The 24,012-nt window shown below is 69.5% G+C and carries 20 protein-coding genes; 4 read left to right on the top strand and 16 right to left on the bottom strand.

Going from position 1 to position 24,012, the window contains the following annotated elements; translation table 11 throughout:
• Window positions 1–5 precede the first annotated feature (5 nt).
• Window positions 6–2,357 (bottom strand): DNA internalization-related competence protein ComEC/Rec2, encoded by a 2,352-nt coding sequence (locus tag EKG36_RS04635; RefSeq protein WP_246007433.1) that lies wholly within the window; start codon window positions 2,355–2,357, stop codon window positions 6–8.
• 86 nt (window positions 2,358–2,443) lie between these two features.
• On the opposite strand from EKG36_RS04635, the gene EKG36_RS04640 reads away from it, so the two are divergent.
• Window positions 2,444–2,983: a DUF2062 domain-containing protein gene (locus EKG36_RS04640; protein ID WP_126481504.1), complete on the top strand. Its 540-nt coding sequence runs from the start codon at window positions 2,444–2,446 to the stop codon at window positions 2,981–2,983.
• Window positions 2,984–3,014: 31 nt separating this feature from the next.
• Here EKG36_RS04640 and EKG36_RS04645 read toward each other — a convergent pair whose 3' ends face one another.
• Together EKG36_RS04645 and EKG36_RS04650 are read right to left on the bottom strand one after the other, a co-directional pair.
• Window positions 3,015–3,752 (bottom strand): ABC transporter ATP-binding protein, encoded by a 738-nt coding sequence (locus EKG36_RS04645; protein WP_126481506.1) that lies wholly within the window; start codon window positions 3,750–3,752, stop codon window positions 3,015–3,017.
• On the bottom strand, window positions 3,745–4,986 hold the full coding sequence (locus EKG36_RS04650) for a lipoprotein-releasing ABC transporter permease subunit (protein ID WP_126481508.1): 1,242 nt from the start codon (window positions 4,984–4,986) through the stop codon (window positions 3,745–3,747). The genes EKG36_RS04645 and EKG36_RS04650 overlap by 8 nt, the downstream gene beginning before the upstream one ends.
• A 146-nt stretch (window positions 4,987–5,132) precedes the next feature.
• Between EKG36_RS04650 and EKG36_RS04655 the strand changes: the two genes are divergently transcribed.
• Entirely contained in the window at window positions 5,133–6,200 is a 1,068-nt protein-coding gene (locus tag EKG36_RS04655) for an agmatine deiminase family protein (protein ID WP_126481510.1), read from the top strand.
• Complete coding sequence (locus EKG36_RS04660; protein WP_126481512.1) at window positions 6,197–7,099, top strand: carbon-nitrogen hydrolase; 903 nt, start codon at window positions 6,197–6,199, stop codon at window positions 7,097–7,099. Before EKG36_RS04655 ends, EKG36_RS04660 begins: the two co-directional genes overlap by 4 nt.
• A gap of 135 nt (window positions 7,100–7,234) precedes the next feature.
• Here the strand turns inward: EKG36_RS04660 and EKG36_RS04665 are convergent, their stop codons facing one another.
• The 4 genes from EKG36_RS04665 to EKG36_RS04680 all read right to left on the bottom strand — a co-directional run bounded on the left by EKG36_RS04665 (window position 7,235) and on the right by EKG36_RS04680 (window position 12,810).
• The gene (locus EKG36_RS04665; protein WP_126481681.1) at window positions 7,235–8,182 is read right to left on the bottom strand and encodes a Nudix family hydrolase; all 948 of its coding nucleotides are present in this window, start codon (window positions 8,180–8,182) and stop codon (window positions 7,235–7,237) included.
• 94 nt (window positions 8,183–8,276) lie between these two features.
• Complete coding sequence (gene argJ, locus EKG36_RS04670) at window positions 8,277–9,506, bottom strand: bifunctional glutamate N-acetyltransferase/amino-acid acetyltransferase ArgJ (RefSeq protein ID WP_126481514.1); 1,230 nt, start codon at window positions 9,504–9,506, stop codon at window positions 8,277–8,279.
• A gap of 142 nt (window positions 9,507–9,648) precedes the next feature.
• Window positions 9,649–12,390 (bottom strand): preprotein translocase subunit SecA, encoded by a 2,742-nt coding sequence (gene secA, locus EKG36_RS04675; protein WP_126481516.1) that lies wholly within the window; start codon window positions 12,388–12,390, stop codon window positions 9,649–9,651.
• Window positions 12,391–12,447: 57 nt separating this feature from the next.
• Window positions 12,448–12,810, bottom strand: coding sequence for a hypothetical protein (locus tag EKG36_RS04680; RefSeq protein ID WP_185827485.1), 363 nt, complete (start codon window positions 12,808–12,810; stop codon window positions 12,448–12,450).
• 139 nt (window positions 12,811–12,949) lie between these two features.
• On the opposite strand from EKG36_RS04680, the gene EKG36_RS04685 reads away from it, so the two are divergent.
• A complete protein-coding gene (locus tag EKG36_RS04685; protein ID WP_126481518.1) occupies window positions 12,950–13,369 on the top strand; it encodes a DUF721 domain-containing protein in 420 nt (139 codons plus the stop codon).
• A gap of 80 nt (window positions 13,370–13,449) precedes the next feature.
• Here the strand turns inward: EKG36_RS04685 and lpxC are convergent, their stop codons facing one another.
• The 9 genes from lpxC to murD all read right to left on the bottom strand — a co-directional run bounded on the left by lpxC (window position 13,450) and on the right by murD (window position 24,000).
• Complete coding sequence (gene lpxC, locus EKG36_RS04690) at window positions 13,450–14,361, bottom strand: UDP-3-O-acyl-N-acetylglucosamine deacetylase (RefSeq protein ID WP_126481520.1); 912 nt, start codon at window positions 14,359–14,361, stop codon at window positions 13,450–13,452.
• 112 nt (window positions 14,362–14,473) lie between these two features.
• Window positions 14,474–15,667 (bottom strand): cell division protein FtsZ, encoded by a 1,194-nt coding sequence (ftsZ, locus tag EKG36_RS04695; protein ID WP_126481522.1) that lies wholly within the window; start codon window positions 15,665–15,667, stop codon window positions 14,474–14,476.
• Between the two features lie 34 nt (window positions 15,668–15,701).
• Window positions 15,702–17,000 (bottom strand): cell division protein FtsA, encoded by a 1,299-nt coding sequence (gene ftsA / locus EKG36_RS04700; protein ID WP_126481524.1) that lies wholly within the window; start codon window positions 16,998–17,000, stop codon window positions 15,702–15,704.
• A 198-nt stretch (window positions 17,001–17,198) separates the two neighbouring features.
• On the bottom strand, window positions 17,199–17,924 hold the full coding sequence (locus tag EKG36_RS04705; RefSeq protein WP_126481526.1) for a cell division protein FtsQ/DivIB: 726 nt from the start codon (window positions 17,922–17,924) through the stop codon (window positions 17,199–17,201).
• Window positions 17,925–17,927: 3 nt separating this feature from the next.
• Complete coding sequence (locus EKG36_RS04710) at window positions 17,928–18,854, bottom strand: D-alanine--D-alanine ligase (protein WP_126481528.1); 927 nt, start codon at window positions 18,852–18,854, stop codon at window positions 17,928–17,930.
• Window positions 18,851–20,263, bottom strand: coding sequence for a UDP-N-acetylmuramate--L-alanine ligase (gene murC, locus EKG36_RS04715; protein ID WP_126481684.1), 1,413 nt, complete (start codon window positions 20,261–20,263; stop codon window positions 18,851–18,853). The genes EKG36_RS04710 and murC overlap by 4 nt, the downstream gene beginning before the upstream one ends.
• A 61-nt stretch (window positions 20,264–20,324) precedes the next feature.
• A complete protein-coding gene (gene murG, locus EKG36_RS04720; RefSeq protein ID WP_126481530.1) occupies window positions 20,325–21,410 on the bottom strand; it encodes an undecaprenyldiphospho-muramoylpentapeptide beta-N-acetylglucosaminyltransferase in 1,086 nt (361 codons plus the stop codon).
• Window positions 21,407–22,615, bottom strand: coding sequence for a putative lipid II flippase FtsW (ftsW, locus tag EKG36_RS04725; RefSeq protein ID WP_126481532.1), 1,209 nt, complete (start codon window positions 22,613–22,615; stop codon window positions 21,407–21,409). Before ftsW ends, murG begins: the two co-directional genes overlap by 4 nt.
• Window positions 22,612–24,000 carry a UDP-N-acetylmuramoyl-L-alanine--D-glutamate ligase gene (gene murD, locus EKG36_RS04730; protein WP_126481534.1) on the bottom strand — a complete coding sequence of 463 codons (1,389 nt, stop codon included), beginning with the start codon at window positions 23,998–24,000 and terminating at the stop codon, window positions 22,612–22,614. The genes ftsW and murD overlap by 4 nt, the downstream gene beginning before the upstream one ends.
• Window positions 24,001–24,012: the final 12 nt, after the last annotated feature.

The raw sequence follows: 24,012 nt of genomic DNA on the forward strand, positions 1-24,012 counted from the left end.
CGCCCTCACCGGCGAATACCCGGTATCGATGGGGGCGATTCTACCGCAAGGCAGCCGCCTCCGACACCGCCGTGCCGCCCGGCCGGTGGCCTCTCGGCCCCCACCATCACCCCCTCCCGGTGGCCCAGGCGCAGGGTCACCGCCCCGTCCCGGGCCGTGCTCCACAGGCAGCTGCCCGCCCGGCGGAAACGGCGGACCACCTCCGGGTCGGGATGGCCGAAGGGGTTGTCCCGGGCGGCGCTGAAGATCACCTGGCGTGGCGATACCCGACGCACGAAACCGGCCCCGGAGCTGGTGCGGCTGCCGTGGTGGCCAGCCACCAGCACCGTCACGGGGCCGTCCAGGCCGGGCAGCAGGCTGCGCTCCACCCGTCGCCCGGCATCGCCGGTGACCAGCAGGCGGTGGGCGCCGGCCGTGACCAGCAGTACGCAGGAGCGGTCGTTGTCCGACAGGCCCGCGACCTTCTCGGGCGGCCACAGCACCCGGAACTCTACGCCGTCGCGTCGCCAACGGCGCCCCGCGATGCAGGGCGTCGTGGCCACCGGCAGGGAGCCGCCCGGGGGCGCCAGGTAGCGGTCGACCCGGTGGTTAGCGACCAGGCCGGGGAGGCCGCCGGCATGGTCCCGGTCGGCATGGCCGATAATGACGTCGTCGAAGTGCTGGCCCGACGGCCACAGCGAGGTCAGCGGCATGAAGCCCGAGCCGAAGCGCGGCCCAGTGTCGACCAGCGCCCGATAGCCGGTGGTGCGCAGGCTCACCAGCTGGCCCTGGCCGACATCGTGGACGCGCACCCACAGCGTGCCGGGCGCCGGAACCGGCGCCGCCAGCCACAGCGGCAGGGTCGCCAGCAGGCCGCTGCCGACCAGGCGCAGGCGACGCTCCAGGCCGGGCAGGGCCCACAGCAGGCTGAGCAGTCCCAGGCCGAGGGCCAGGGGCAGGCCCCAGGCGGCCGGCGGATGCCACAGGGGCAGGAGTTCCACGATCCGGGACAGGACCACGGCCAGGCCCGACGCCAGCTTAGCGAACAGCCACCAGCAGGCGTCGCCCAGGAGCGGCACCCAGGCCAGCAGCCAGCCGGCGAGGCCCAGCGGCACCATCAGGCTGCCGACCAGCGGCACGGCGAACAGGTTGACCAGGGGGCCGGCCGGGGCGAGGCGACCGAAGGCCAGCAGCACCGCCGCCGCCATCAACGGCGCCAGCAGCAGCTGGGTGCGCCCCAGGGCCCATACCCAGCCTCGCCAGCCGCGGGGGCGCGCTCGCCCCTGCCAGGCGATAATCAGCAGTGCCACCGCCACGAACGACAACCAGAGTCCCGGTCGCCAGGCCGACAGCGGATCGGCCACCACCACCAGGCCGAGCGCCAGCCACCAGGCCTGCCAGGGGCCCGGCGCATGGCGCCCGCTGGCCACCCAGAGTCCCACCAGGGTCATGATCATGGCGCGCAGCGCGGGGGGCTCGAGCCCGGCGAGTGCGGCATAGCCCACCGCCATGGCCGCGGCGATCCACCAGGGCCATACGGCCATGCGCCAGCTCGCCGGCGTCAGGCACCACGCCAGGGCACGGCTCAGCCACAACGCGAAGCCCGCCACGAGCCCCACGTGGAGCCCCGAGATCACCATCAGGTGGGTGGTGCCACTGGCATTGAGCAGCTCCCAGTCCGCCGCCGCCAGGCGCTGGCTGGCACCCAGCGTGAGGGCCGCCAGCCAGCGGGCCGGGCGCGGCGGCAGGTCGCGGCCGTCGAGCCAGACCAGCGCCCGCTGCCGCCAGGAGGGTGAGGCCGGCAAGAGTCGTCGAGGCGAGGGGGCGCGGCGCACATAGCCGGTCGCCTGGATGCCTTCGCGCCACAGCCAGGCCCGATAATCGAAGGCGCCGGGATTGGCAAAGCCGCTGGGCGGTCGCAGGCGCACGCCCAACTGCCAGGTCGCTCCGGCCCGGAAAGCGCGAGCCGGCGGAATGGTTCCCGCGAAGGCACTGAGCCGGACTCGCGACAGTCCGCTGCAGCTCGGCAAGTCGGCCGCCAGGGGCCGGCAGTCACTGACCGCCAGGTCCAGGCGCCAAAGGCGTCCCTCCCGCGTGGCAGCCAGCAGGCGCCCCTCGAGCCGCAGGTCCTGGCGGCTCAGCCCGGGGGGCAGCTCGCCGCCACGTACCTCCAGGAGCTGGACGGCCACCGCCAGCATGACCAGCACCAGCAGCGCCTCCCGGCCGCGCCGGGCGGCCGCCAGTCCCAGTAGCAACAGGCCCAGCGCCTGAAGCAGCACCGTCGCGGCCAGGTGGCCCGTGAACACGCCCCCCAGGGCGGCGAGGGCCAGGGGCATGGCCAGTCCGCATCGCATGGCATCGTCCCTGATCGGCACCATGGCACGTCCTCGTTGACGCACGGCATGGCGAGGCAGTCGGCTTGTATGGATAATAGCGCGGGTATCGAAGCCGCGAGCCCGATCCCATGCCGCGCCGAGTCCTGCAGCGCTACCTGCCCCACCCCGAGACCCTCAGGCGCCAGCGCTCCCTGCGCTTTCTCCGGCACCTGATCGGCAACCCCTCGCTATGGATGCTCTCCCGGCGAAGCGTGGCCAATGCCTTCTTCGTGGGCCTGTTCAGCGCCCTGCTGCCGATCCCCTTCCAGATGGCGGTGGCCGCCCTGGGCGCCTGGGGGCTGCGCTGCAACCTGCCGCTCTCGGTGGGCCTGGTGTGGATCACCAACCCCCTGACCATGCCCCTGATTTTCTATGGCAATTACCGCCTCGGCGCCTGGCTGCTGGACCTTCCCGTGCGCGAGGTCCCCGAGCGCCTGTCCACTCACTGGATCGCCGAGCAGATGCTCGACATCCTCCCGGCCCTGGCGCTGGGGTCGCTGATGGCCGCAGTGCTGGCGGGTCTCGCAGGCAGCTTGGTGATCCGGCTGATCTGGCGCTGGCAGGTGGCGCGCAGCTGGAAACGACGCGCCCTGCGTCGCCGCCGCTGCCAGGCCGGCGAGCGCGCCTGAGCGCCGGGCCCGCCGGCAGCGGGGGGAAGGATCAGCCCTGGGCGGACTGGGGAGAGAGACGACCGCCGTCCAGGCGCAATACGCGGTCCTGGTGAGCCGCCAGGGCAGGGTCGTGGGTGACGATGACGAAGGCACAGGCGGCACTGTCGGCCAGCTCGTCCATCAACGCCAGGATGCTGGCGGCCGTGGTCTGGTCGAGGTTGCCGGTGGGCTCGTCCATCAGCACCAGGCTGGGGTCGGTGACCAGCGCCCGGGCGATGGCCACCCGCTGGCGCTCGCCGCCGGAGAGTTCGCCGGGCTTGTGATCGGCCCGCCCTTCCATGCCCACCCGGGCCAGCAGTTCCAGGGCCCGGGCTTCGGCGGTCTTCTTGCGCTGCCCGCGCACGATCAGCGGCAGGGCGGCATTCTCCAGGGCGGTGAATTCCGCGAGCAGGTGGTGAAACTGGTAGACGAAGCCGATATGGCGATTGCGGAAGCGTCCCAGGTCGGCATCGCCCATGGCCAGCAGCGACTGGTCGGCGATGCGCACCTCGCCATGGCTGGGCCGGTCGAGCCCCCCCAGCAGATTGAGCAGGGTGGTCTTGCCGGAGCCCGAACTGCCGACCACGGCCACGCGTTCGCCGGCCCGCACGCTCAGCTCGAGCTCGTCGAGCACGGTGAGGTCCCGGGGCCCTTCCCGGTAGATGCGGGTCAGCCCGCGACACTCCAGCATCACCTCACCCTGCAGCGGCTGGCGATCGAGGGTCGGGGTCATGGCGGTATCATTCATAGCGCAGCACCTCGGCGGGCTGGACCCGGGCCGCACGCCAGGCCGGGTAGAGGGTCGACAGGAAGGTCAGCACGAAGGCCGCGGCGATGATGTTGCCCACATCCGACCACAGCAGCTGGGACGGCAGCTCGCTGATGAAGTAGACCCCGGCGTCGAGGAAGCTGATGCCCAGCGTGGACTCGAGGAAGCCGATGATGTCGGCGATGGTCAGCGCCAGCAGCACCCCGAGGCCCACGCCTACCAGGATGCCGATCACGCCGATGGCCAGCCCCTGGACCATGAAGATCCCCATGATCGAGCGAGGCGTGGCGCCGATGGTGCGCAGGATGGCGATGTCGGCGTGCTTGTCGGTGACCACCATCACCAGGGTCGAGACGATATTGAAGGCCGCCACGGCGATGATCACGGTGAGCAGCAGCGCGATCATGCGCTTCTCCATCTGGATGGCCTGGAAGAGGTTGCCCCGGGTGTAGGTCCAGTCCAGGCCGCGGTACCCCGGCCCCAGGTCGTCGATGATCGCCCGGGTCACGCCACCGGCCTGGAAGAGGTCGTCCAGCTCGAGGCGCAGGCCACCCACGGCGTCACCCATGCGCGCCAGGGTCTGCATGTCCTCGATGTTGGCGTAGGCCAGGCTCGCATCCAGGTCCGCGCCGACGCTGAAGATGCCGCTCACGGTAAAGCGCTTGAGGCGGGGAAAGACCCCGGCGGGGGTGATCGAGGCCTCGGGCACCAGCAGGGTCACGCGGTCGCCCACGCCGACCCCGAGCTGGCGTGCCAGCAGCGAGCCGAGCACGACGTTCCACTCCCCGGGCGCCAGGTCATCGAGGCTGCCTCGCTGCATGTGCTCGTCGACGATCGACACCCGGCTCTCCCACTCGGGCTCGATGCCGTTGACCATCGCCCCCTGGTTGCGACCGCCCACCGAGAACATGCCTTGCTGCTGGATATAGGGCGCGGCGCCGATGACGTGCTCGCGCTGGGTCAGCCGCTCGGCCAGGGGTTGCCAGTCGGTCAGGCCGGACGGCACCTCGATGCGGGTATGGGGGACCATGCCCAGCACCCGGGTGCGCAGCTCGCGGTCGAAGCCGTTCATCACGGACAGCACCAGGATCAGCACGGCCACGCCCAGGGTCAGTCCCAGCATCGAGGTCAGGGAGATGAAGGAGATGAAGTGGTTGCGACGCTTGGCGCGCACGTAGCGCAACCCGATCAGGAAAGGCAGACGGTCCAGCATATGATCGTTCCTTGTCGGCGGGCGCTCATGGTACGGTTTTTTGCCAGGCACTGCATCGCCGTCGGGAGGGATTTGCGTGATCCTTGCATCATCCGTCCCGCCGGCCTAAATTCGCGGCTTTCATGACACGCGACGAGACCCTGCCGATGGCCAAACGCCTGCTGCCCGAATGGGCCCCCCAGGACGCCGTGCAACTCACCTGGCCCGGCCCCGACAGCGACTGGGCCCCCCTGCTGGCGTGCATCGAGGCCACCCTCGAGAGCCTGGTCATGGCCATCGGCCGCTACCAGGCGGTGCTGGTCGCCGTGCCCGATGCGGCGACCCGCGCCCGCCTGGCCGAGCGGTTCGCCCGACGCGGCTTGCCCGCCGGGCGCCTGCGGCTGGTGGTCGCCGAGGCCGACGATACCTGGGCCCGGGACCATGGCCCGCTCACCGTGATGCAGGACGGCGCGCTCCGGCTGCTGGACTATGTCTTCACCGGCTGGGGCGGCAAGTTCGCCGCCGCGCGCGACGACAGCCTGACCCGCCGCCTGGCCGAGGCCGGCGCCTTCGCCTGCCCGCTGGTCTCCCGCGACCTGGTGCTGGAAGGCGGGGCCATCGACACCGATGGCGAGGGCACCCTGCTCACCACCGAGGCCTGCCTGCTCAACGACAATCGCAACCCCGGCCTCGACCGCGCCGCGATCGAGGCCCGACTCGCCGCCGACCTCGGCGTCTCCCGGGTGCTGTGGCTGCGCCACGGCTACCTGGAGGGTGACGACACCGACAGCCATGTGGACACCCTGGCCCGCTTCTGCGACCCGTCCACCATCGCCTACGTGCACTGCGACGACCCGGCCGACCCCCACTACCCGGCGCTGGCCGCCATGGAGGCCGAGCTGAGGGCCCTGCGCCGCGCCGACGGCGCGCCCTACCGGCTGGTCGCGTTGCCCTGGCCGGCCGCCTGCCGCGACCCCGAGGATGGCCACCGGCTGCCGGCCACTTACGCCAACTTCCTGATCATCAACGCTGCCGTGCTGGTGCCGGTCTACGGCGACCCCGCCGACCGCCGGGCCCTCGACGCCCTGGCCGGCGCCTTTCCGGACCGTGACATCGTGCCCATCGACTGCTCGACCGTCATCCGCCAGCACGGCAGCCTGCACTGCCTGACCATGCAGCTGCCCCGGGGCACCCTGGCCCCGGCCCCCGTTCCCGCCGAAGGAGAAAGCCCATGACCCGCACCCTCAAGGTCGGTCTGGTCCAGCAGTCGGCCTGGCCCGACAAGGCCCGGAGCCTGGCCGAGAGCGAGGCCGGCATTCGCGAGCTCGCCGCCGCCGGCGCCGAGCTGGTGGTGCTGCAGGAGCTGCACGCCACCCACTACTTCTGCCAGCACGAGGCCGTCGAGCTCTTCGACCTGGCCGAACCCCTGGACGGCCCCACCGGACGCCACCTGGCGGGGCTGGCGGCGGAGCTCGGCATCGTGCTGATGGGCTCGCTGTTCGAGCGTCGCGCCGCCGGCGTCTACCACAACACCGCCGTGGTCTACGATCGCGAGCGGGGCCGGGTCGGCCACTACCGCAAGATGCATATCCCCGACGACCCGGGCTTCTATGAGAAGTTCTACTTCACGCCCGGCGACCACGACGCCGCCCGGGGCCAGGGCTTCGAGCCCATCGACACCTCGGTGGGCCGGCTGGGCGTGCTGGTCTGCTGGGACCAGTGGTACCCGGAGGCCGCGCGGCTGATGGCCATGGCCGGCGCCGAGCTGCTGCTCTACCCCACCGCCATCGGCTGGCACCCGCCCGATGACGATGACGAGAAGGCCCGCCAGAAGGAGGCCTGGACGCTGATCCAGCGCAGCCATGCGGTGGCCAACGGCCTGCCGGTGGTGGTGGCCAACCGGGTCGGCCACGAGCCCGACCATTCCGGGGTCAGCCCCGGCATCGACTTCTGGGGCGGCAGCTTCATCTGCGGCCCCCAGGGCGAGATGCTGGCCCACGCCGGCGACGAGGCCGAGCGCCTGCTGGTGACCCTGGACATGGACCGTGGCGAGGACGTGCGGCGCATCTGGCCCTACCTCAGGGATCGTCGCATCGATGCCTATGGCGACCTGACCCGGCGCTACCGGGACTAGGGGCGAGGAGGGAGGTGCGAACCTCGAACCTCGAACCTCGAACCTCGAACCTCGAACCCAGGATCATCCCCAGAAACAGCAAACCCTCCGAGGCCACACCTCGGAGGGTTTTCTTACGGCTTCCAGCTTACTCGGCTACTTCCAGAAATCGCGGATCGAGGCGATCCCCTGGGCGCCCACGGCCCGCGCATGGTTGGCGTCGAAGCGAGTCATGCCGCCCAGCGCGAAGACCGGCATCCCGGCATGCTCGACCAGCTGCTGGAAGTCGTGCCAGCCGATCGGCGCCACTTCCGGGTGCGAGGGCGTGGTGCGCAGCGGCGAGAGGGTGACGAAGTCGCAGCCGATGCGCTGGGCCTGGATCAGCTGGGCGCGGTCGTGGGTGGAAGCGGACAGCCACTTGCCCTCGGGCACGGGACGCCGATCGAGGCTCATCAGCCGCTCGCTGGTCAGGTGGATGCCGTCGGCATCCAGGCCGTCCAGCAGCTCCGGCTCGCCGTTCAGTATCAGCCGCGCTTCGTGGCGACGGCACAGCGCCAGGGCCTGTTCGGCACGCGCCAGGAAATCGCCCCGGTCCAGGTCCTTGGCACGCAGCTGCACCAGGCGGACGCCATCCTCGGTCAGGGCCCGCTCCAGGCGGGCCTGAAAGCCGCCCTCCTCGCCCTCCTCGCCGGTGATCAGGTACTCGGTGGGGAGCATCACTGCCCGCAGGATCGGCAGGTTGGCCGCCGGGAACGGGTAGTTGACCAGCTCCTCCATGGGCACCCAGCGCACCGCCTGCCCCTCGCGGCCGAAAGGCTCGCCGGCGAAGTCGTGCACTTGCCAGACATCGAGCAGGATGTGCTTGTCGGAGTACTCGTGATGGATGCGGATGAGCGGCTGGGCGCGCCGGATCTCCACGCCCAGTTCCTCGTGGAGTTCACGCTTCAGGGCCTCGAGCCCGGTCTCGTAGGGTGCCAGCTTGCCGCCGGGGAATTCCCACAGGCCGCCGTGATCCACGTTGGACGGACGCCGGGCGAGCAGCACCTCACGACCGTCGGCACTGATGATGGCGGCAGCCGCCACGTGCACCCTTCTCTTCACCATTGCGTTCATTCACCTTTCCAACTTGTCCACGCACTCGGCGGTGCGGGGGGTTCTCTACTGACTCCGACCGGCCTGGTGCCGCCCCCTGGCGGGGTCAGCTGCGATAGTCGGCATTGATGGCGACATAGTCCCGGGTCAGGTCCGTGGTCCACACGGTGGCGCTCTCCTCGCCGCGTCCCAGGCCGATGCGAATGGCGATCTCTTCCCGGGCCATCACCTCGCTGCCGGCTTCCTCGGTATAGCCGGCGGCCCTGCCGCCCTGCTCGACCAGGCGCACGTCGCCAAGATCGATGGTCACCCGGGACACGTCGAAGCCTTCCAGCGGCGCGCGGCCCACGGCGGCGAGGATGCGCCCCCAGTTGGCATCGCTGGCGGCCAGGGCGGTCTTGACCAGCGGCGAGTGCGCCACGGTGAAGGCCACGTCCAGCGCCTCCTGGCGGGTCACCGCCCCCTCCACCTGCAGGCTGACGAACTTGGTGGCGCCTTCGCCATCGCGGACGATGGCCTGGGCCAGCTCGGTCATCACCCGCTGCAGGGCGTTGCGGAACACCGCCAGGCGTTCCTCGTCGGCCACCGCGGCCCCGCGCCCGGTACTGATCAGCATGCAGGCATCGTTGGTGGAGGTATCACCGTCCACCGTGATGCAGTTGAAGGAACGCTCCACGGTTTCCTGCAGCAAGGCCTCCAGCACCCGAGGCTCGATGGCCGCATCGGTGGCCACGAAGGCCAGCATGGTGGCCATGTTGGGCTTGATCATGCCCGACCCCTTGCTGATGCCGTTGATGGTCACCGTCTCGTCGCCCAGCGGCACGGTTACGCTGGCCCCCTTGGGTCGGGTATCGGTGGTGAGGATGCCCTCACCGGCCGCGGCCCAGCCGGCGCCCCCCTCGTCCAGGGACCGCAGCGCCTCGGGCAGCCCGCCGAGAAGCCGCTCCATGGGCAGGGCCTCGCCGATCACCCCGGTGGAGAACGGCAGCACCGCGTTCGCCGGCACCCCGGCCAGGCGCGCCAGCTCGGCGCAGGTGGCCCGGGCATCGCGCAGGCCGGTCTCGCCGGTGCCGGCATTGGCATTGCCGGTATTGATCACCAGGTAGCGGGGGGGCTGGCCACGGGCGGTGCAGGCGGCCAGGTGCTCCCGGGCCACCGTCACCGGAGCCGCACAGAAGGCGTTGCGGGTGAAGCTGCCCGCTACGACGGCTCCCTCGGGCACCTCGATCACCACCAGGTCCCGGCGTTCGGCGGTCTTGATGCCGGCACGGGCCGTGCCCAGGCGCAGCCCCTCGATCCTCGGCATGTCCGGAAAGCTTGCTTGACCCACAGCCATCGCTGGTCTCCTGTATCGAATCGCGTTGCGGTACGAGGTTCGAGGTTCGAGGTTCGAACAGAGACTCCCCTGTCACCTCGGCGCCGGTATTCTCCGCCACCCTACCCCTTGCTCCTCGCACCTCGCCTCTGCTCGCAGCCGGTTAACTGAGCTTGCCGCAGCACTGCTTGAACTTCTTGCCCGAGCCACAGGGGCACGGATCGTTGCGCCCCACCTTGGGCCCCTCACGGCGCAGGGGCCGGCCGTCGCTGCCCGGGGCCGGGGCGGCCGCCGCCGGCTGCTGACCAGCCTCCTCGGCAGCGGCCTCCGGCGCATCGTGGCGGCTGGCGGCCGCGGCCTTCTCGCGTTCCAGCGACTCGCGGCGCTGGCGCTCCAGGGCCTCGACCTCCTCGGGGCGACGGACCTTCACATGGCTGAGGATACGGGTCACGTCGGCCTTGATGTTGGTAAGCAGCATCTGGAACAGCTCGAAGGACTCGCGCTTGTATTCCTGCTTGGGGTTCTTCTGGGCATAGCCGCGCAGGTGGATGCCGCGACGCAGATGGTCCATGGACTGCAGGTGTTCCTTCCAGCGGGTATCCAGCACCTGCAGCATGACCTGCTTCTCGAAGCGACGCATCAGCTCGGGGCCGGCGACCTCGGCCTTCTCCTCGTAGACCCGGCGATGCATCTCCTGCAGGCGCTCGCGCAGCTGCTCCTCGTGGAAGCGCTCGTCCTGTTCGGACCACTCCACCACCGGCGCCTCGAGGTTGAACTCGGTCTTGAGATGGGCCTCCAGGCCAGCCAGGTCCCACTGCTCGGGCAGGCTCTGGGGCGGCACGAACTCGCTGATCGCCTCGTCGAGCACCTCGGCGCGGATGCCCGCGACGTTCTCGGAGACATCCTCGGCGGCGAGGATCTCGTTGCGCTGCTCGTAGATCACCCGGCGCTGGTCGTTGGCCACGTCATCGTACTCGAGCAGCTGCTTGCGGATATCGAAGTTGCGGCCCTCGACCTTCTTCTGGGCCCGCTCCACGGCATTGGAAACCATCTTGTGCTCGATGGCCTCGCCACGCTCGAGCCCCAGCGCCTGCATCAGGCGCTGCACCCGGTCGGAGCCGAACAGGCGCATCAGGTTGTCTTCCAGGGACAGGAAGAAGCGGGTCGACCCCGGGTCGCCCTGGCGGCCGGCGCGGCCACGCAACTGATTGTCGATGCGCCGCGACTCGTGGCGCTCGGAACCGACCACGTGCAGGCCGCCGGCCTCGAGCACGGCGCTATGGCGCTCCTGCCACTCGGCCTTGAGCCGTTCGACCTGGGCCTCGCTGGGGGCCTCGAGCTTGGCGGCCTCGGCCTCCCAGTTGCCGCCCAGCACGATGTCGGTGCCGCGGCCGGCCATGTTGGTGGCGATGGTGATGGCCCCGGGCTGCCCGGCCTGGGCAATGATTTCGGCCTCGCTCTGGTGCTGCTTGGCATTGAGCACGTTGAAGCTCAGACCGGCGCGCTTCATCAGATTGGCCAGGTACTCGGACGTCTCGATGGAGGCCGTACCCACCAGCACGGGACGCCCGGCCTCGGTCTGCGTCTTGACGTCCTCGATGATGGCCTCGAACTTCTCCTCGGCGGTGAGGTAGACGAGGTCGTTGAGATCGGCACGGATCAGCGGCTTGTTGGTGGGGATGACCACCACGTCGAGGCCGTAGATCTGGCGGAACTCGAAGGCCTCGGTATCCGCCGTGCCGGTCATCCCGGACAGCTTGTCGTAGAGACGGAAGTAGTTCTGGAAGGTCGTCGAGGCCAGCGTCTGGCTCTCGCGCTGGACGGTCACCCCTTCCTTGGCCTCCACCGCCTGGTGCAGCCCCTCGGACCAGCGACGGCCGGGCATGGTACGGCCGGTATGCTCGTCGACGATCACCACCTGGCCGTCGTTGACGATGTAGTCCACGTCACGATGGTAGAGGTGCCGGGCGCGCAGCGCCGAGTGCATGTGCTGCAGCAGATTGAGGTTCTGGGCCGCATAGAGGGAGTCCTCTTCGCCGAGTTGCCCCTCGGCACGCAGCAGCTCCTCGACCCTGTGATGGCCACCCTCGGTGAGCTCCACCTGCTTCTGCTTTTCGTCGAGGGTGAAGTCACCGCTCTCCGGGTCCTCCTCGTCGGTGCACTGGCTCAGGTTCACCGCCAGGCGGTCGATGACCCGGTAGAGCTCGGTGTTCTCGTCCACGGCCCCGGAGATGATCAGCGGCGTGCGCGCCTCGTCGATGAGGATGGAGTCCACCTCGTCGACGATGGCGAAGTGCAGCCCGCGCTGGACCTTGTCCTCGAGGGAGAAGGCCATGTTGTCGCGCAGGTAGTCGAAGCCGAACTCGTTGTTGGTACCGTAGGTGATGTCGCAGCCGTAGGCCGCCCGCTTCTCCTCGGGGGTCTGGCCGGCATAGATGGTGCCCACCGAGAGGCCGAGGAATTCGTAGAGGGGGCGCATCCACTCGGCGTCACGGCAGGCCAGGTAATCGTTGACCGTGACCACATGCACACCCTTGGCCGGCAGGGCGTTGAGGTAGACCGCCAGCGTCGCCACCAGGGTCTTGCCCTCGCCGGTCTTCATCTCGGCGATGCGCCCGTCGTGGAGGGTAATGCCGCCGATCATCTGCACATCGAAATGGCGCATGCCCATGACCCGCTTGCCGGCCTCGCGCACCGTGGCGAAGGCCTCCGGCAGCAGGGCATCCAGGGACTCGCCGCCCTCGAGACGTTCACGAAAGGCCGCCGTGCGGGCCTTGAGGGCCGCATCGTCGAGGCTCTCGAAATCGGCTTCCAGGGCGGTGATCCGTCCCACGGCGCGGCCCATGCGTTTGACTTCGCGGTCGTTCTTGGAGCCGACGACCTTGCGCAACAGGTTATTGATCATGAAGGGTCCCGAATTTGCGTGTGGCATCCTGCCGGGGAATCCCCGGCCTCTCGTCGTTCAACCTCGACGAGCGGATGGCGGGCCACGTCGTGTCAGGACATCGTGGGCGGCCACGGCCCGCCGCAACGGGCACCGGCCAATGGCGGGCCGGGCCGGGCGGACCGGCATGCTGCAGCGCCGGGGTCCCGGCCAGCGGCGGCGGGCCCGACGCCGGGCCTGCAGGCGCGAACTGGCCCGAATCAGCGCGGGGGCCAGGATGCAGATCTGGATGACACGCTCGACGGGGCGCGACGCCTCCAGCTGGGCGAGACCGGCCGGCAACAGGCAACCGACCAGCAGGCCCGCCAACCACCAACGGGTCGGGCGGCGCTCGATCGGGCGACGCTCCGTGGCGCGAATGTCCGCGGTGAGGCTGGCCATGCTGTCGAGGGACTCCCTTGCGTGTGCTAGGCTTGCGATCAGGGGTCGCCGGCGCCGGCGGCCGACGGCCAATGTCAGGGGTTCGTCCCCGAGAATCAAGCTGATGAGTATAAAGGTTAAGCGGTTCCGAGCACAGCCCATGTCCCGGCTACTGGAAGGCCGTGGGGAGCTGGGGACGCTGATGCGCATGGCCCGACTCATCGAGCGGGCCCAGCAACACCTGCGCGACCACCTGCCCACCGAACTCGCGGACCACCTCTTCGTCGGGGGCTTCCACGACGGACGCCTGACGATCATTACCGACCGGGCGGTGTGGCTGACCCGCCTGCGCTACGAGCAGGCTCGCCTGCTGTCGCTGCTCCACGAACTCCCCGGTTTCGAGGCCGTGAACGGTTTCGACTTCAAGGTGCGACCGGTCCGCCCTCCCAAGGCACCGCTTCGCCAGACTCGCCGACTGCCCGCCAGGGCTGCCGACGAGCTGTCCAGCTGCGCCGCGGACGTGGAAGACCCCCGGCTCAGGCGAGCCCTGGAGCGCCTCGCCTCCCACGCCGAAACCTGACCCCGAAGCACAACCACAACCGCCGCACCTCGTGGAGGTGCGGCGGTCGACGACTGCAGTGACGGACGGGGAGTGGCGAATCAGGCCATGGCCGGGGCGGCGTAGGAGATGGGCGCCTTCTGGGCGTCGTCCTCGAAGGTGACGATTTCCCAGCATTCCGGCTGTTCCATCAGCGCACGGCACAGCTGATTGTTGAGGGCATGCCCCGACTTCACGCCGCGGAACTCGCCGATCAGACTGTAGCCCAGCTGGTAGAGATCGCCGATGGCGTCCAGCACCTTGTGCTTGACGAACTCGTCGTCGTAGCGCAGGCCACCTTCGTTCACGATGCGATAGTCATCGACCACGATGGCGTTGTCGAGACTGCCGCCGAGGGCCAGGTTGTTCGAGCGCAGATGCTCGAGATCGCGCATGAAGCCGAAGGTGCGGGCACGGGACACTTCCTTGACGAAGGAAGTGGTGGAGAAATCGACCACCGCGGTCTGCTTCTGATCCTCGAACACAGGGTGGTCGAAGTCGATGGAAAAGGACACCTTGAAGCCCTGATGGGGCAGGAAGATGGCCTCCTTGTCGTCCTCGCGCACCATCACCTCGCGCTTGATGCGGATGAACTTCTTGGCGGCGCTCTGCTCGGCGATGCCCGCGGACTGGATCAGGAACACGAAAGGCCCGGCACTGCCATCCATGATCGGCACCTCGGGGGCGCTCACGTCCACATAGGCGTTGTCGATGCCCAGGCCGGCCAGCGCCGACATCAGGTGCTCGACGGTGGCCACCTTGACGCCATCCTGGGACAGGGCCGTGCACAGGGTGGTGTCGGCGACATTCGCGGCGCGGGCCGGGATCTGCACCTCGGGGTCCAGGTCGGTGCGCACGAAGATGATGCCGGTGTCGACCGGGGCCGGCCGCAAGGTCAGGTAGACCTTCTTGCCGGAGTGCAGGCCGACGCCGGTGGCGCGAATGACGTTCTTGAGGGTGCGTTGTCTGATCATGGGCAGTCGCCAGGCAGTCGTTGGTTATCAAACACCGTTCACTATAACACCGAACGGGTGTTTCAACAAAACTTCCATCTCCTAAGGCTGCCTATGCTGGCGATAGCGCCACTCAATCGGCCTGACGCCGCAGAAACGCCGGAATATCCAGGTAGTCGTCCAGGTCCTGGGACCTGCGCGACTCCGCCTGGGGACGCGGAGCGTCCTGGGATTCCGCCTTGGGCGCGGCCGCGGCGGCGCGGTTGACCGAGGCCTGCGGCCGGGCGGCGGCCGGCTGGCGCTGGCGGTACTCCCCGCCGGCGGCATCGGCACGGCGCGCGGTCTGGCTGGCCGCCTTGGCCTGACGCTGCCCCTCGAGACCGGCCGCCACCACGGTGACGCGCAGTTCGTCGGTCATCTCCATGTCGATGGAGGTACCGACGACGATGGTGGCGTCCTGGGAGGCAAACTCCTGCACCGTGGCCCCCACATCGTTGAACTCGCCGATGGACAGGTCCGGGCCGGCCGTGATGTTGACCAGGATGCCACGGGCGCCGTGCAGGTCGATGTCCTCGAGCAGCGGGCTGCGAATCGCCTTCTCGGCGGCCTCGCGGGCACGGTTCTCGCCGGTGGCACCACCGGTCCCCATCATCGCCATGCCCATCTCGGACATCACGGTGCGCACGTCGGCGAAGTCGACGTTGATGATGCCGGGGCTGGTGATCAGCTCGGCGATGCCTTGGACGGCACCCAGCAGCACGTCGTTGGCGGCGCTGAAGGCCGTCAGCAGGCTGGCGCTCTTGCCGAGCACCGACAGCAGCTTCTCGTTGGGGATGGTGATCAGGGAGTCGACATGTTCGGAGAGCTCCTTCATGCCCTCCTCGGCGGCGCGCATCCGCTTGGGCCCCTCGAAGGGGAAGGGACGCGTGACCACCGCCACGGTCAGGATGCCGAGCTCCTTGGCAACCTGGGCGACCACCGGGGCACCGCCGGTGCCTGTGCCGCCGCCCATGCCGGCGGTGATGAACACCATGTCGGCACCGCCGAGCAGTTCGGCGATACGCTCGCGGTCCTCCATGGCCGCCTGGCGTCCCACATCGGGGTTGGCACCGGCGCCAAGCCCCTTGGTAATCTCGCTGCCGAGCTGGAGAACGGTCTTGGCCGCCACCCGCTTCAGCGCCTGGGCATCGGTGTTGGCACAGATGAATTCCACGCCTTCGATGCTGCTCTCGACCATGTGATTGACGGCATTCCCGCCGCCACCACCGACACCGATGACCTTGATGACCGCACTGCTAGAGGGTGCGCTATCTACAAGTTCGAACATTAGCCCCGTCTCCTGGACCGCGTGCGCGGCCCTGTCAGAAATTTCCTTTGAACCAGCCTTTAAGCCTTACCAGCGCCGGAATCCCTTCCTCTGGTCCGCGCCGGGAGACGTCACCACGCCTCGGTTGCGCCGAGATGCTGCTACCCTGCCCCTGAGAGCCTTGATGGCCATGCCCCTGACGGGCCTCCTGTAGAGCGTAATGTAGCAAACCGACTCCCGTCGAATAAATCGGGTTGCGCACCACATCGGCGAGTCCTCGCACGCTCTGTGGGCAGGCGATTCGCACCGGCATGTGGAAGATCTCCTCGGCCAACTCGACTACCCCTTCCATGCGCGACGTGCCCCCCGTGAGGACAACACCTGCAGCGACTAGATCCTCGTAGCCACTGCGACGCAACTCGTCACGTACCAGGGTGAAGAGTTCCTCGTAGCGGGGCTCGACCACCTCGGCAAGGGACTGGCGGGACAGGTCCCGGGCCGGCCGGTCACCGACGCTCGGCACCTTGATCATCTCGTCGCTGGCGGCGAGTTGGGTCAGCGCACAGGCATACTTGACCTTGATCTCCTCGGCGTGCTGCGTGGGCGTACGCAGCGCCATGGCGATGTCGTTGGTGACCTGGTCACCGGCGATGGGAATCACCGCGGTGTGGCGAATGGCGCCCTCGGTGAAAACCGCGATATCGGTGGTACCGCCGCCGATGTCGACCATGCAGACACCCAGCTCCCGCTCGTCCTCGGTGAGTACGGCATGGCTGGAAGCCAGCTGCTCGAGGATGATCGCATCCACCTCCAGGCCACAGCGCCGCACGCACTTCTCGATGTTCTGCACGGCATTGAGGGCGGCCGTCACCAGGTGGACCCTGGCCTCCAGGCGCACCCCGGACATGCCCAGCGGCTCGCGGATGCCGCCCTGGGTATCGATGGCGAACTCCTGGGGCAGCACGTGCAGGACCCGCTGCCCCTCGGAGATGGCCCGCGCACGGGCAGAGTCGATGACACGGTCGATATCGGAAGGGGCGACCTCGCGCTCCTTGATGGCGACCACACCATCGGAGTTCATCGAGCTGATATGGCTGCCGGCGATGCCCACATAGACGGAGTGGATATCGCAGCCGGCCATGAGTTCCGCTTCCTCCACGGCGCGCTGGATCGATTGCACTGTGGACTCGATATTGATTACCACGCCTTTCTTCATCCCGCGGGAGGGATGAGAGCCGATTCCGGCAATTTCAATACCACCATCGTCGGTGGGTTGCCCCACGATCGCCACGACCTTGGACGTTCCGATATCCAGCCCGACTACCATATTGGACGCATTGGATGGACCTGACATGAGCCGGGAAATCTCCTCGAGCCTGACCCGCTAGGGGAAATGCATGTTTGAAACGAAAAAAACCTGGGCCAATTATAGGAACAACTCACCGTGATCCACCAGCCCATGGGAAGAAACATCCGTCACGATACGGCGATTTTCTTCCGAAAGGAACACCTCGGTGCCCCGGGCGCCGGGCAATTCACCATGAAGTGCCGTTCATCCCTGACCACTGGTGACATCGTCCACCGGCTCGGTTTGTCCATGCCAGGCCACGGCCACGCCATTGGGGTAACGTAGATCAATGTAGCGGATATGCGACGCCGTCTCGCCGAGCTCACGCTCCCAGGCCGCCAGGAAACGCGCCAGCCGCTCGTCCCGATGATTGCGCCCGAGCATCACCCAGAGCCCGCCCTCCAGCTGGAACCGCCAGGCGCCGCGAGCCTCGAGGCGCACCTGGCGCAGGAACAGCCCCTGGGGCGCGAGCAGCGCCGACAGGGCGTCGTGATAGGCCAACACCTCGGCGCCGCTGTCCGCCGGCCCCGAGAGCATGGGCAGCTCGTCGGGCACCGCGAGGGGCGCATAGTCGAAGGGCTCGCCGGCCGGGTTGAGCAGCCGATCGTCGTTCCAGCGTGCCACGGGCACCTGCTCGACCAGCTCGAACACCAGTGCATCGGGCCACTCGCGGCGGATGCGGACCTCGCTCAACCAGCCGATATCCCGGGCCCGCTCGCGCAACTCGCCCAGGTCCACCGACAGCCAGGTCCGGCCCCGGACGAGGGGCGCGAGCCGGCTGCGCAGGTAGTCGGCCCCGGCATGATGCAACTCGCCGCGAATCGATACCCGCTCGATCGGGCGATCCAACCACAACCACAGGGCACGGCCACCGGCGCCGACCAGCAGCGCCAGCAGCAGCACACCGAGCAGGGTTCCGCGACGCGCCATGGCCTAGTCTCGCCCGGCGGTGTCGAGGATGCGCATCACCAGCGCATCGAAATCGATGCCGGCATGGGCCGCCGCCTGGGGGACCAGGCTATGGTCGGTCATGCCCGGCACGGTGTTGACCTCGAGCAGCCAGAAACGCCCCTGGGCGTCGCGCATCACATCGACCCGCCCCCAGCCGCTGCAGCCGATGGCCTCGAAGGCCTCCCGGCACAGCGATGCCAGGCATTGCTCCTCGGCCTCGGCCAGTCCACAGGGCAGGTGGTAGAGGGTCTCGTCGGAGAGGTACTTGGCCTCGTAATCGTAGAAGCCACTGGGCACCTCCACGCGAATCGCCGGCAGCACCCTGTCACCGAGCAACGACACCGTGTACTCCTCGCCGCGGATGAAACGCTCGGCCATCACCCGGGCATCGAAGCGCACGGCATCGCGGTAGGCCGCCTCCAGGGCCTCTGGACTGTCGACGATGGTGATGCCCAGCGTCGAGCCCTCGTGGACCGGCTTGACGATCAACGGCAGGCCGAGCCGCTCCACGACCGACGCCCAGTCGGCATCCGGACCGAGCATCACGCTTTCCGGCGTCGGCAGGCCCAGCGCCTGCCACACCAGCTTGGTGCGTTGCTTGTCCATGCCCAGCGCCGAGGCCAGCACGCCGCTGCCGGTATAGGGGATGCCCAGCAGCTCCAGCGCCCCCTGGAGGGTCCCGTCCTCGCCGCCCCGGCCATGCAGGGCGATAAAGACCCGGTCCGGCCTGAGGGCTTCCAGGCCGGCCAGGCCGCCCTGCTCGGCCGGATCGAAACCGATGGGAGCCACCCCGCCACGTTCCAGCGCGGCGATGACCGCCGCCCCACTCTTCAGCGAGACGTCCCGCTCGGCGGACTCGCCGCCGTAGAGCACCACCACCCGGCCATGGCCGGTCCTGTCCGCCGTCATAGCGCCACCTCGTCGAGATCCAGTCGAGCATCGGCCAGTCGCTGGGCGATCCCTCCCACATCGCCGGCACCCTGAGTGATCAGGATATCACCGGGACGCAGCACCTTGGCCAGCAGCCCCGGCAACTCGGCCTTGTCCTGCACGAAGATCGGGTCGACCTCGCCACGCTGGCGGATCGAGCCGGCCAGGGTCCGGCCGTCGGCGCCGGGCAGCGGGGCCTCGCCGGCGCTGTAGACATCCAGCAGCAGCAGGGTGTCGACCCCCGCCAGCACCCGCACGAAGTCCTCGTAGAGGTCGCGGGTACGCGAGTAGCGATGGGGCTGGTAGACCATCACCAGGCGGCGCTCGGGCCAGCCGTCACGTACGGCCTTGATCACCATCTCGACTTCCCGGGGATGGTGGCCGTAGTCGTCGACCAGCATGACCTCCCCCGCCTCGGCGGGAGCCGGGAAATGGCCATGCACCTGGAAGCGGCGGCCGACCCCGGCAAAGCCGGCCAGGCCGCGCAGGATGGCCGCGTCGTCGACCCCGGCATCACTGGCCACGGCGATGGCGGCCAGGGCATTGAGGGCGTTGTGACGCCCCGGCATCGCCAGACGCACCGCCAACGGCGCCAGACCGTCGGGACGCCGGACAGTGAAGCGCACCTCACCGGCCTCCTGGACGAAGTCCTCGAGCCGATAGTCGGCATCGGCGCTGAAGCCATAGGTGACAAACTGGCGGTTGACCCGCTCGATCAGCCCGCGAACATTGGCGTCATCGATGCACAGCACCGCCAGGCCGTAGAACGGCAGGTTGTGCAGGAACTCGATGAAGGTGCCCTTGAGGCGCTCGAAGTCACCGCCGTAGGTGGCCATGTGGTCGGCATCGATATTGGTGACGATGGCTACCATCGGCTGCAGGTGCAGGAAGGAGGCATCCGACTCGTCGGCCTCCGCCACCAGGTAATCCCCCTCTCCCAGGCGGGCATTGGTGCCGGCACTGGTCAGCCGGCCACCGATCACGAAGGTGGGATCCAGGCCGCCCTCACCGAGCAGGGTGGCGGTCAGGCTGGTGGTGGTGGTCTTGCCATGGGTGCCGGCCACGGCGATGCCGTGGCGGAAGCGCATCAGCTCGGCGAGCATCTCGGCGCGACGCACCACCGGCAGGCGATGCTCGTGGGCCCAGCGGATCTCGGGGTTGGTCTCGTCCACCGCGGTGGAGACCACCACCACGTCGGCGTCGCGGGCGTTCTCCTGTGCATGGCCGATGGCCACAGCGATGCCGCACTTCTCCAGCCGGGCCACCACCGGCGAGGCCTTCAGGTCGCTGCCGCTGACGCTGTAGCCCTGGTTGGCCAACACCTCGGCGATGCCGCACATGCCGGCTCCGCCGATGCCGACGAAGTGAATGCGCCGGATCCGGCGCATGCCCAGCCCGAGGCCGGGACGCGGGGGCGTGGCTTGGCCGGGAACCGGCCCGAGGGTCTCGTCACTCAAAAGCTGTCTCCATGCATCCGGCCACCAGGCGCTCGACGGCATCGAGGTGCGCACAGCGTCGTGCCTGCGCCGCCATGGTGGCAAGGGCTTCGGGGTCGAGCAGCGGCGTCAGGCGATCGGCCAGCGCCGCTGCGGTCATCTCGTTCTGCGGTATCAGGTCGGCGGCGCCCTCCCCCACCAGGGCCGCGGCGTTGGCGGTCTGGTGGTCGTCCACCGCATGCGGGAAGGGGACGAAGAGCGCCGGCTTGGCCGCCGCCGCCAGCTCGGCCACGGTCAACGCTCCGGCTCGGCAGACCACCAGGTCGGCCCAGTCGTAGGCCGCCGCCATGTCGTCGATAAAGGCGGTGACATCCGCTGCGACGCCTTGCTGCGCGTAGGCCTCACGGGTCGCCGCGTCCTTGTCGCGGCCGGCCTGGTGGCGCACCTCGGGACGGCTCGCTGCCGGCAGTCGCGCCAGGGCCTCGGGCAGGCGCTGGTTGAGGGCCAGGGCCCCGAGGGAGCCCCCCACCACCAGCAGGCGCAGGGGGCGCTCGCGCATGGCGGCGGCCGGCCGCGGTGACTCGCCCAGGGCGGCGATGTCGCCGCGCACCGGGTTGCCGACCACCTCGGCCCGGCCCGGGAAGGCCTGGGGAAACGCCGCATAGACGCGACGCGCCAGGCGGGCCAGGGCGCGGTTGGTGAGGCCGGCCACGGCGTTCTGCTCGTGGATCACCAGCGGGCGTCGCTTGAGCCAGGCGGCCAGGCCACCCGGGCCGCTGGCGAAGCCGCCCAGCCCCACCACCAGCTGCGGATCGACGTCACGGATCACCCGAGCGGCCTGCGCCACGGCGCGGGCCAGCCGCCAGGGCGCCAGCAACCAGCCGGCCAGGCCGTTGCCGCGCAGGCCGCTCACCGCGATATGGTGCAGGGGGATGCCGGCGGCCGGCACCAGGCGATTCTCGATGCCCTGGGGGCTGCCCAGCCACTCGACCTCGACCCCGGCGGCTGTCAGCCCACGGGCCAGGGACAGGGCGGGGATGACGTGGCCGCCGGTGCCACCGGCCATGATCAGGGCGCGGCGGCCCTTGCATCGACTCATGATCCGCTTCCTTGTGTCTTGCCTGACGGGGCCGCCCGGGGGGCCGTGGGCCGGGCACGACGCACCGCCTGGCGGGTCTCGATATCGGCCCGCAGCAGGATCGCCATCATCACGCAGCTGATCACCAGGCTCGAGCCGCCATAGCTGAGCAGCGGCAGCGTCAGCCCCTTGGTGGGCAGCATGCCGGTGCTGACGGCGATGTTGATGAAGGCCTGGGCGCCGATCACCAGGGCGATACCGTAGCTGACATAGGCGGCAAACGGCAGCTTGGCCAGCTCGGCGCGCCGCCCCACTGCCATGGCCCGCCAGACCAGCAGGGCGAACAGCCCCACCACGGCGACGGCGCCAACCAGGCCCAGCTCCTCGGCCAGCACGGCGAAGACGAAGTCGGTATGGGCCTCGGGCAGGTAGAACAGCTTTTGCACGCTGTTGCCGAGCCCCATGCCCAGCCAGTGCCCCCGGCCGAAGGCGATCAGGGCCTGGGTTAGCTGGTAGCCGCTGGCGAACTGATCGGCCCAGGGGTCGGCGAAGCTGGTCAGGCGCGCCATGCGATAGGGCTCGGCGATGGCGGCGACCGTGCCAAGGGCCGCCACCAGCAGCATCAGCAACAGAAAGCGCCCCCAGGGCGCCCCCGCCATCAGCAGCATGCCCATCACGCAGCCGGTCATCACCACCACCGCCCCGTAGTCGGGCTCCAGGATCAACAGCCCGCCCATGACCGCCATCACTGCCAGCGGCCGGAGGAAGGCGCCCCACTCCCGGCGCACCTGGGGCAGGAAGCGCTCGAGGTAGCCGGCCAGGTAAGTGATCAGGCATAGCTTGGCGACTTCCGAGGCCTGCAGGTTGAAGGGCACGCCGGGCAGCGACAGCCAGCGCCGGCTGCCGTTGACCTCGCGGCCAACCACCAGCACCAGAGCCAGCAGCACCATGCCCACCAGCAACAGAAAGGGCCCGTTGGCCTTCCACCAGCCCAGGGGCACCCGCAACGCCAGGGCCGCCAGGGCCAACGATACCAGCAGGAAGGTGCCGTGGCGCAGGCTGAAGTACCAGGCATTGCCGGTGAGGCTGGAGGCGACCTCGGTGGAGGCCGAGGTGACCATCACCCAGCCGATCAGCAACAGCGCCAGCGCCGCGAGCAGCAGCCAGCCATCGAAGGGCTGTTCGGCGGTGGACAGGCGCTGCCTCAGGCGCGACAGCCGGCTCATGATGCCCTCTCCCCACGGCGCCGCTCGACGGCCTGGCGGAATGCCTCGCCCCGCGCCTGATAGTCGCGGAACTGGTCGAGGCTGGCACAGGCCGGCGACAGCAGCACGCAGTCCCCCGGCTCGGCGATCTCCGCGGCCCGGGCCATGGCCGCCGCCAGGTCCGTTACCCGCCGCAGCGGCACGGCATCGCCCAGCGCGGTCGCCAGGCGCTCGGCATCCCGGCCGAAGAGGATCGCCTCGCGACCATGGCGGGCCAGCGGCGCGGCCAGGGGGGTGAAATCGGCCCCCTTGCCGACCCCGCCGGCCAGCAGGATCAGGCGCCCCGCCAGGGTCGAGCCCAGGCCGGCGATGGCAGCGAGGGTGGCCCCCACGTTGGTGCCCTTGGAGTCGTTGATCCAGCGCACACCGCCGATCTCGGCCACCAGCTCGCCGCGATGGGGCAGGCCCGGGAAGCGTTCCAGCACCCGGCGCATGGCCGGCAGCGGAAGCCCCAGGTGATGCCCCATGGCCAGGGCCGCCAGGGCATTGGCCTGGTTGTGCCGCCCGGGCAGGCGCACCGCCTCGGCGGGCATCAGCGGTGAGGCGCCATGCAGCAGCCAGGGCCGGGGGCCCAAGCCCTCATCATGCTCGCCGATGCCCCATTCCCCCGCCTCGGGCGGACGCGTGGAGAAGCGGTCCAGCGCCGGCAACGGCGCGGCCGGCCAAGTGGCGGGATCCTCGGCGTTGACCACCCCATGGCGCGCCCCGCGAAAGATCCCCAGCTTGGCGGCGCGGTAGCCGGCCAGGTCGCCGTGGCGGTCGAGGTGGTCCTCGGAGAGGTTGAGGAAGGCGGCGGTCTCGGCACCGAGACAAGGCGTGGTCTCGAGCTGGAAGCTCGACAGCTCGAGGACGAAGAGTTCGCTGTCGGGCCGCTCGGCAAGCAGGTCCAGGGCCGGCGTGCCCAGGTTGCCGCCCACCGCCACGCGCACCCCCGCCTCGGCCGCCATCTCGCCGAGCAGGGTGGTCACCGTGGACTTGGCGTTGGCCCCGGTAATGGCGGCGATGGGAGCCCGGCAGGCCCGCACGAAGAGCGCCATCTCGCCCACCACCAGGGGCTCGCCCTGCATCCCGCGGCGGCCGGCCAGGGCGTCAAGGCCCGGCGCACGGGGATCGACCCCCGGGCTCACCACCACCTCCCGCGCCGCGTCCATGTCGAGCTCGGTAAGCGGCCCGCAATGCACCTCGACCCCCGGATGAGCGGCGCGGAAGGCCTCGAGGCCGGGCGGCTCGGCCCGGGTGTCGGCGACCATGAAGGGGCGCCGACAGCGCTGCAGGTGACGACAGATGGCCCGGCCGGACACGCCGAGCCCGACCACCAGCGTCATTCCCTTGGGCACCTTGACCATCAGCGGCTCCTC

The organism is Halomonas nitroreducens, from assembly GCF_003966155.1.
Taxonomy (GTDB): Bacteria; Pseudomonadota; Gammaproteobacteria; order Pseudomonadales; family Halomonadaceae; genus Halomonas; species Halomonas nitroreducens.

Excerpts from the sequence above, each read along its gene's own strand:
- EKG36_RS04635 (WP_246007433.1), bottom strand. The coding sequence starts at position 2,357 with ATGGTGCCGATCAGGGACGATGCCATGCGATGCGGACTGGCCATGCCC.
- EKG36_RS04640 (WP_126481504.1), top strand. The coding sequence starts at position 2,444 with ATGCCGCGCCGAGTCCTGCAGCGCTACCTGCCCCACCCCGAGACCCTC.
- EKG36_RS04645 (WP_126481506.1), bottom strand. The coding sequence starts at position 3,752 with ATGAATGATACCGCCATGACCCCGACCCTCGATCGCCAGCCGCTGCAG.
- EKG36_RS04650 (WP_126481508.1), bottom strand. The coding sequence starts at position 4,986 with ATGCTGGACCGTCTGCCTTTCCTGATCGGGTTGCGCTACGTGCGCGCC.
- EKG36_RS04655 (WP_126481510.1), top strand. The coding sequence starts at position 5,133 with ATGGCCAAACGCCTGCTGCCCGAATGGGCCCCCCAGGACGCCGTGCAA.
- EKG36_RS04660 (WP_126481512.1), top strand. The coding sequence starts at position 6,197 with ATGACCCGCACCCTCAAGGTCGGTCTGGTCCAGCAGTCGGCCTGGCCC.
- EKG36_RS04665 (WP_126481681.1), bottom strand. The coding sequence starts at position 8,182 with ATGGTGAAGAGAAGGGTGCACGTGGCGGCTGCCGCCATCATCAGTGCC.
- argJ (WP_126481514.1), bottom strand. The coding sequence starts at position 9,506 with ATGGCTGTGGGTCAAGCAAGCTTTCCGGACATGCCGAGGATCGAGGGG.
- secA (WP_126481516.1), bottom strand. The coding sequence starts at position 12,390 with ATGATCAATAACCTGTTGCGCAAGGTCGTCGGCTCCAAGAACGACCGC.
- EKG36_RS04680 (WP_185827485.1), bottom strand. The coding sequence starts at position 12,810 with ATGGCCAGCCTCACCGCGGACATTCGCGCCACGGAGCGTCGCCCGATC.
- EKG36_RS04685 (WP_126481518.1), top strand. The coding sequence starts at position 12,950 with ATGTCCCGGCTACTGGAAGGCCGTGGGGAGCTGGGGACGCTGATGCGC.
- lpxC (WP_126481520.1), bottom strand. The coding sequence starts at position 14,361 with ATGATCAGACAACGCACCCTCAAGAACGTCATTCGCGCCACCGGCGTC.
- ftsZ (WP_126481522.1), bottom strand. The coding sequence starts at position 15,667 with ATGTTCGAACTTGTAGATAGCGCACCCTCTAGCAGTGCGGTCATCAAG.
- ftsA (WP_126481524.1), bottom strand. The coding sequence starts at position 17,000 with ATGTCAGGTCCATCCAATGCGTCCAATATGGTAGTCGGGCTGGATATC.
- EKG36_RS04705 (WP_126481526.1), bottom strand. The coding sequence starts at position 17,924 with ATGGCGCGTCGCGGAACCCTGCTCGGTGTGCTGCTGCTGGCGCTGCTG.
- EKG36_RS04710 (WP_126481528.1), bottom strand. The coding sequence starts at position 18,854 with ATGACGGCGGACAGGACCGGCCATGGCCGGGTGGTGGTGCTCTACGGC.
- murC (WP_126481684.1), bottom strand. The coding sequence starts at position 20,263 with ATGCGCCGGATCCGGCGCATTCACTTCGTCGGCATCGGCGGAGCCGGC.
- murG (WP_126481530.1), bottom strand. The coding sequence starts at position 21,410 with ATGAGTCGATGCAAGGGCCGCCGCGCCCTGATCATGGCCGGTGGCACC.
- ftsW (WP_126481532.1), bottom strand. The coding sequence starts at position 22,615 with ATGAGCCGGCTGTCGCGCCTGAGGCAGCGCCTGTCCACCGCCGAACAG.
- murD (WP_126481534.1), bottom strand. The coding sequence starts at position 24,000 with ATGGTCAAGGTGCCCAAGGGAATGACGCTGGTGGTCGGGCTCGGCGTG.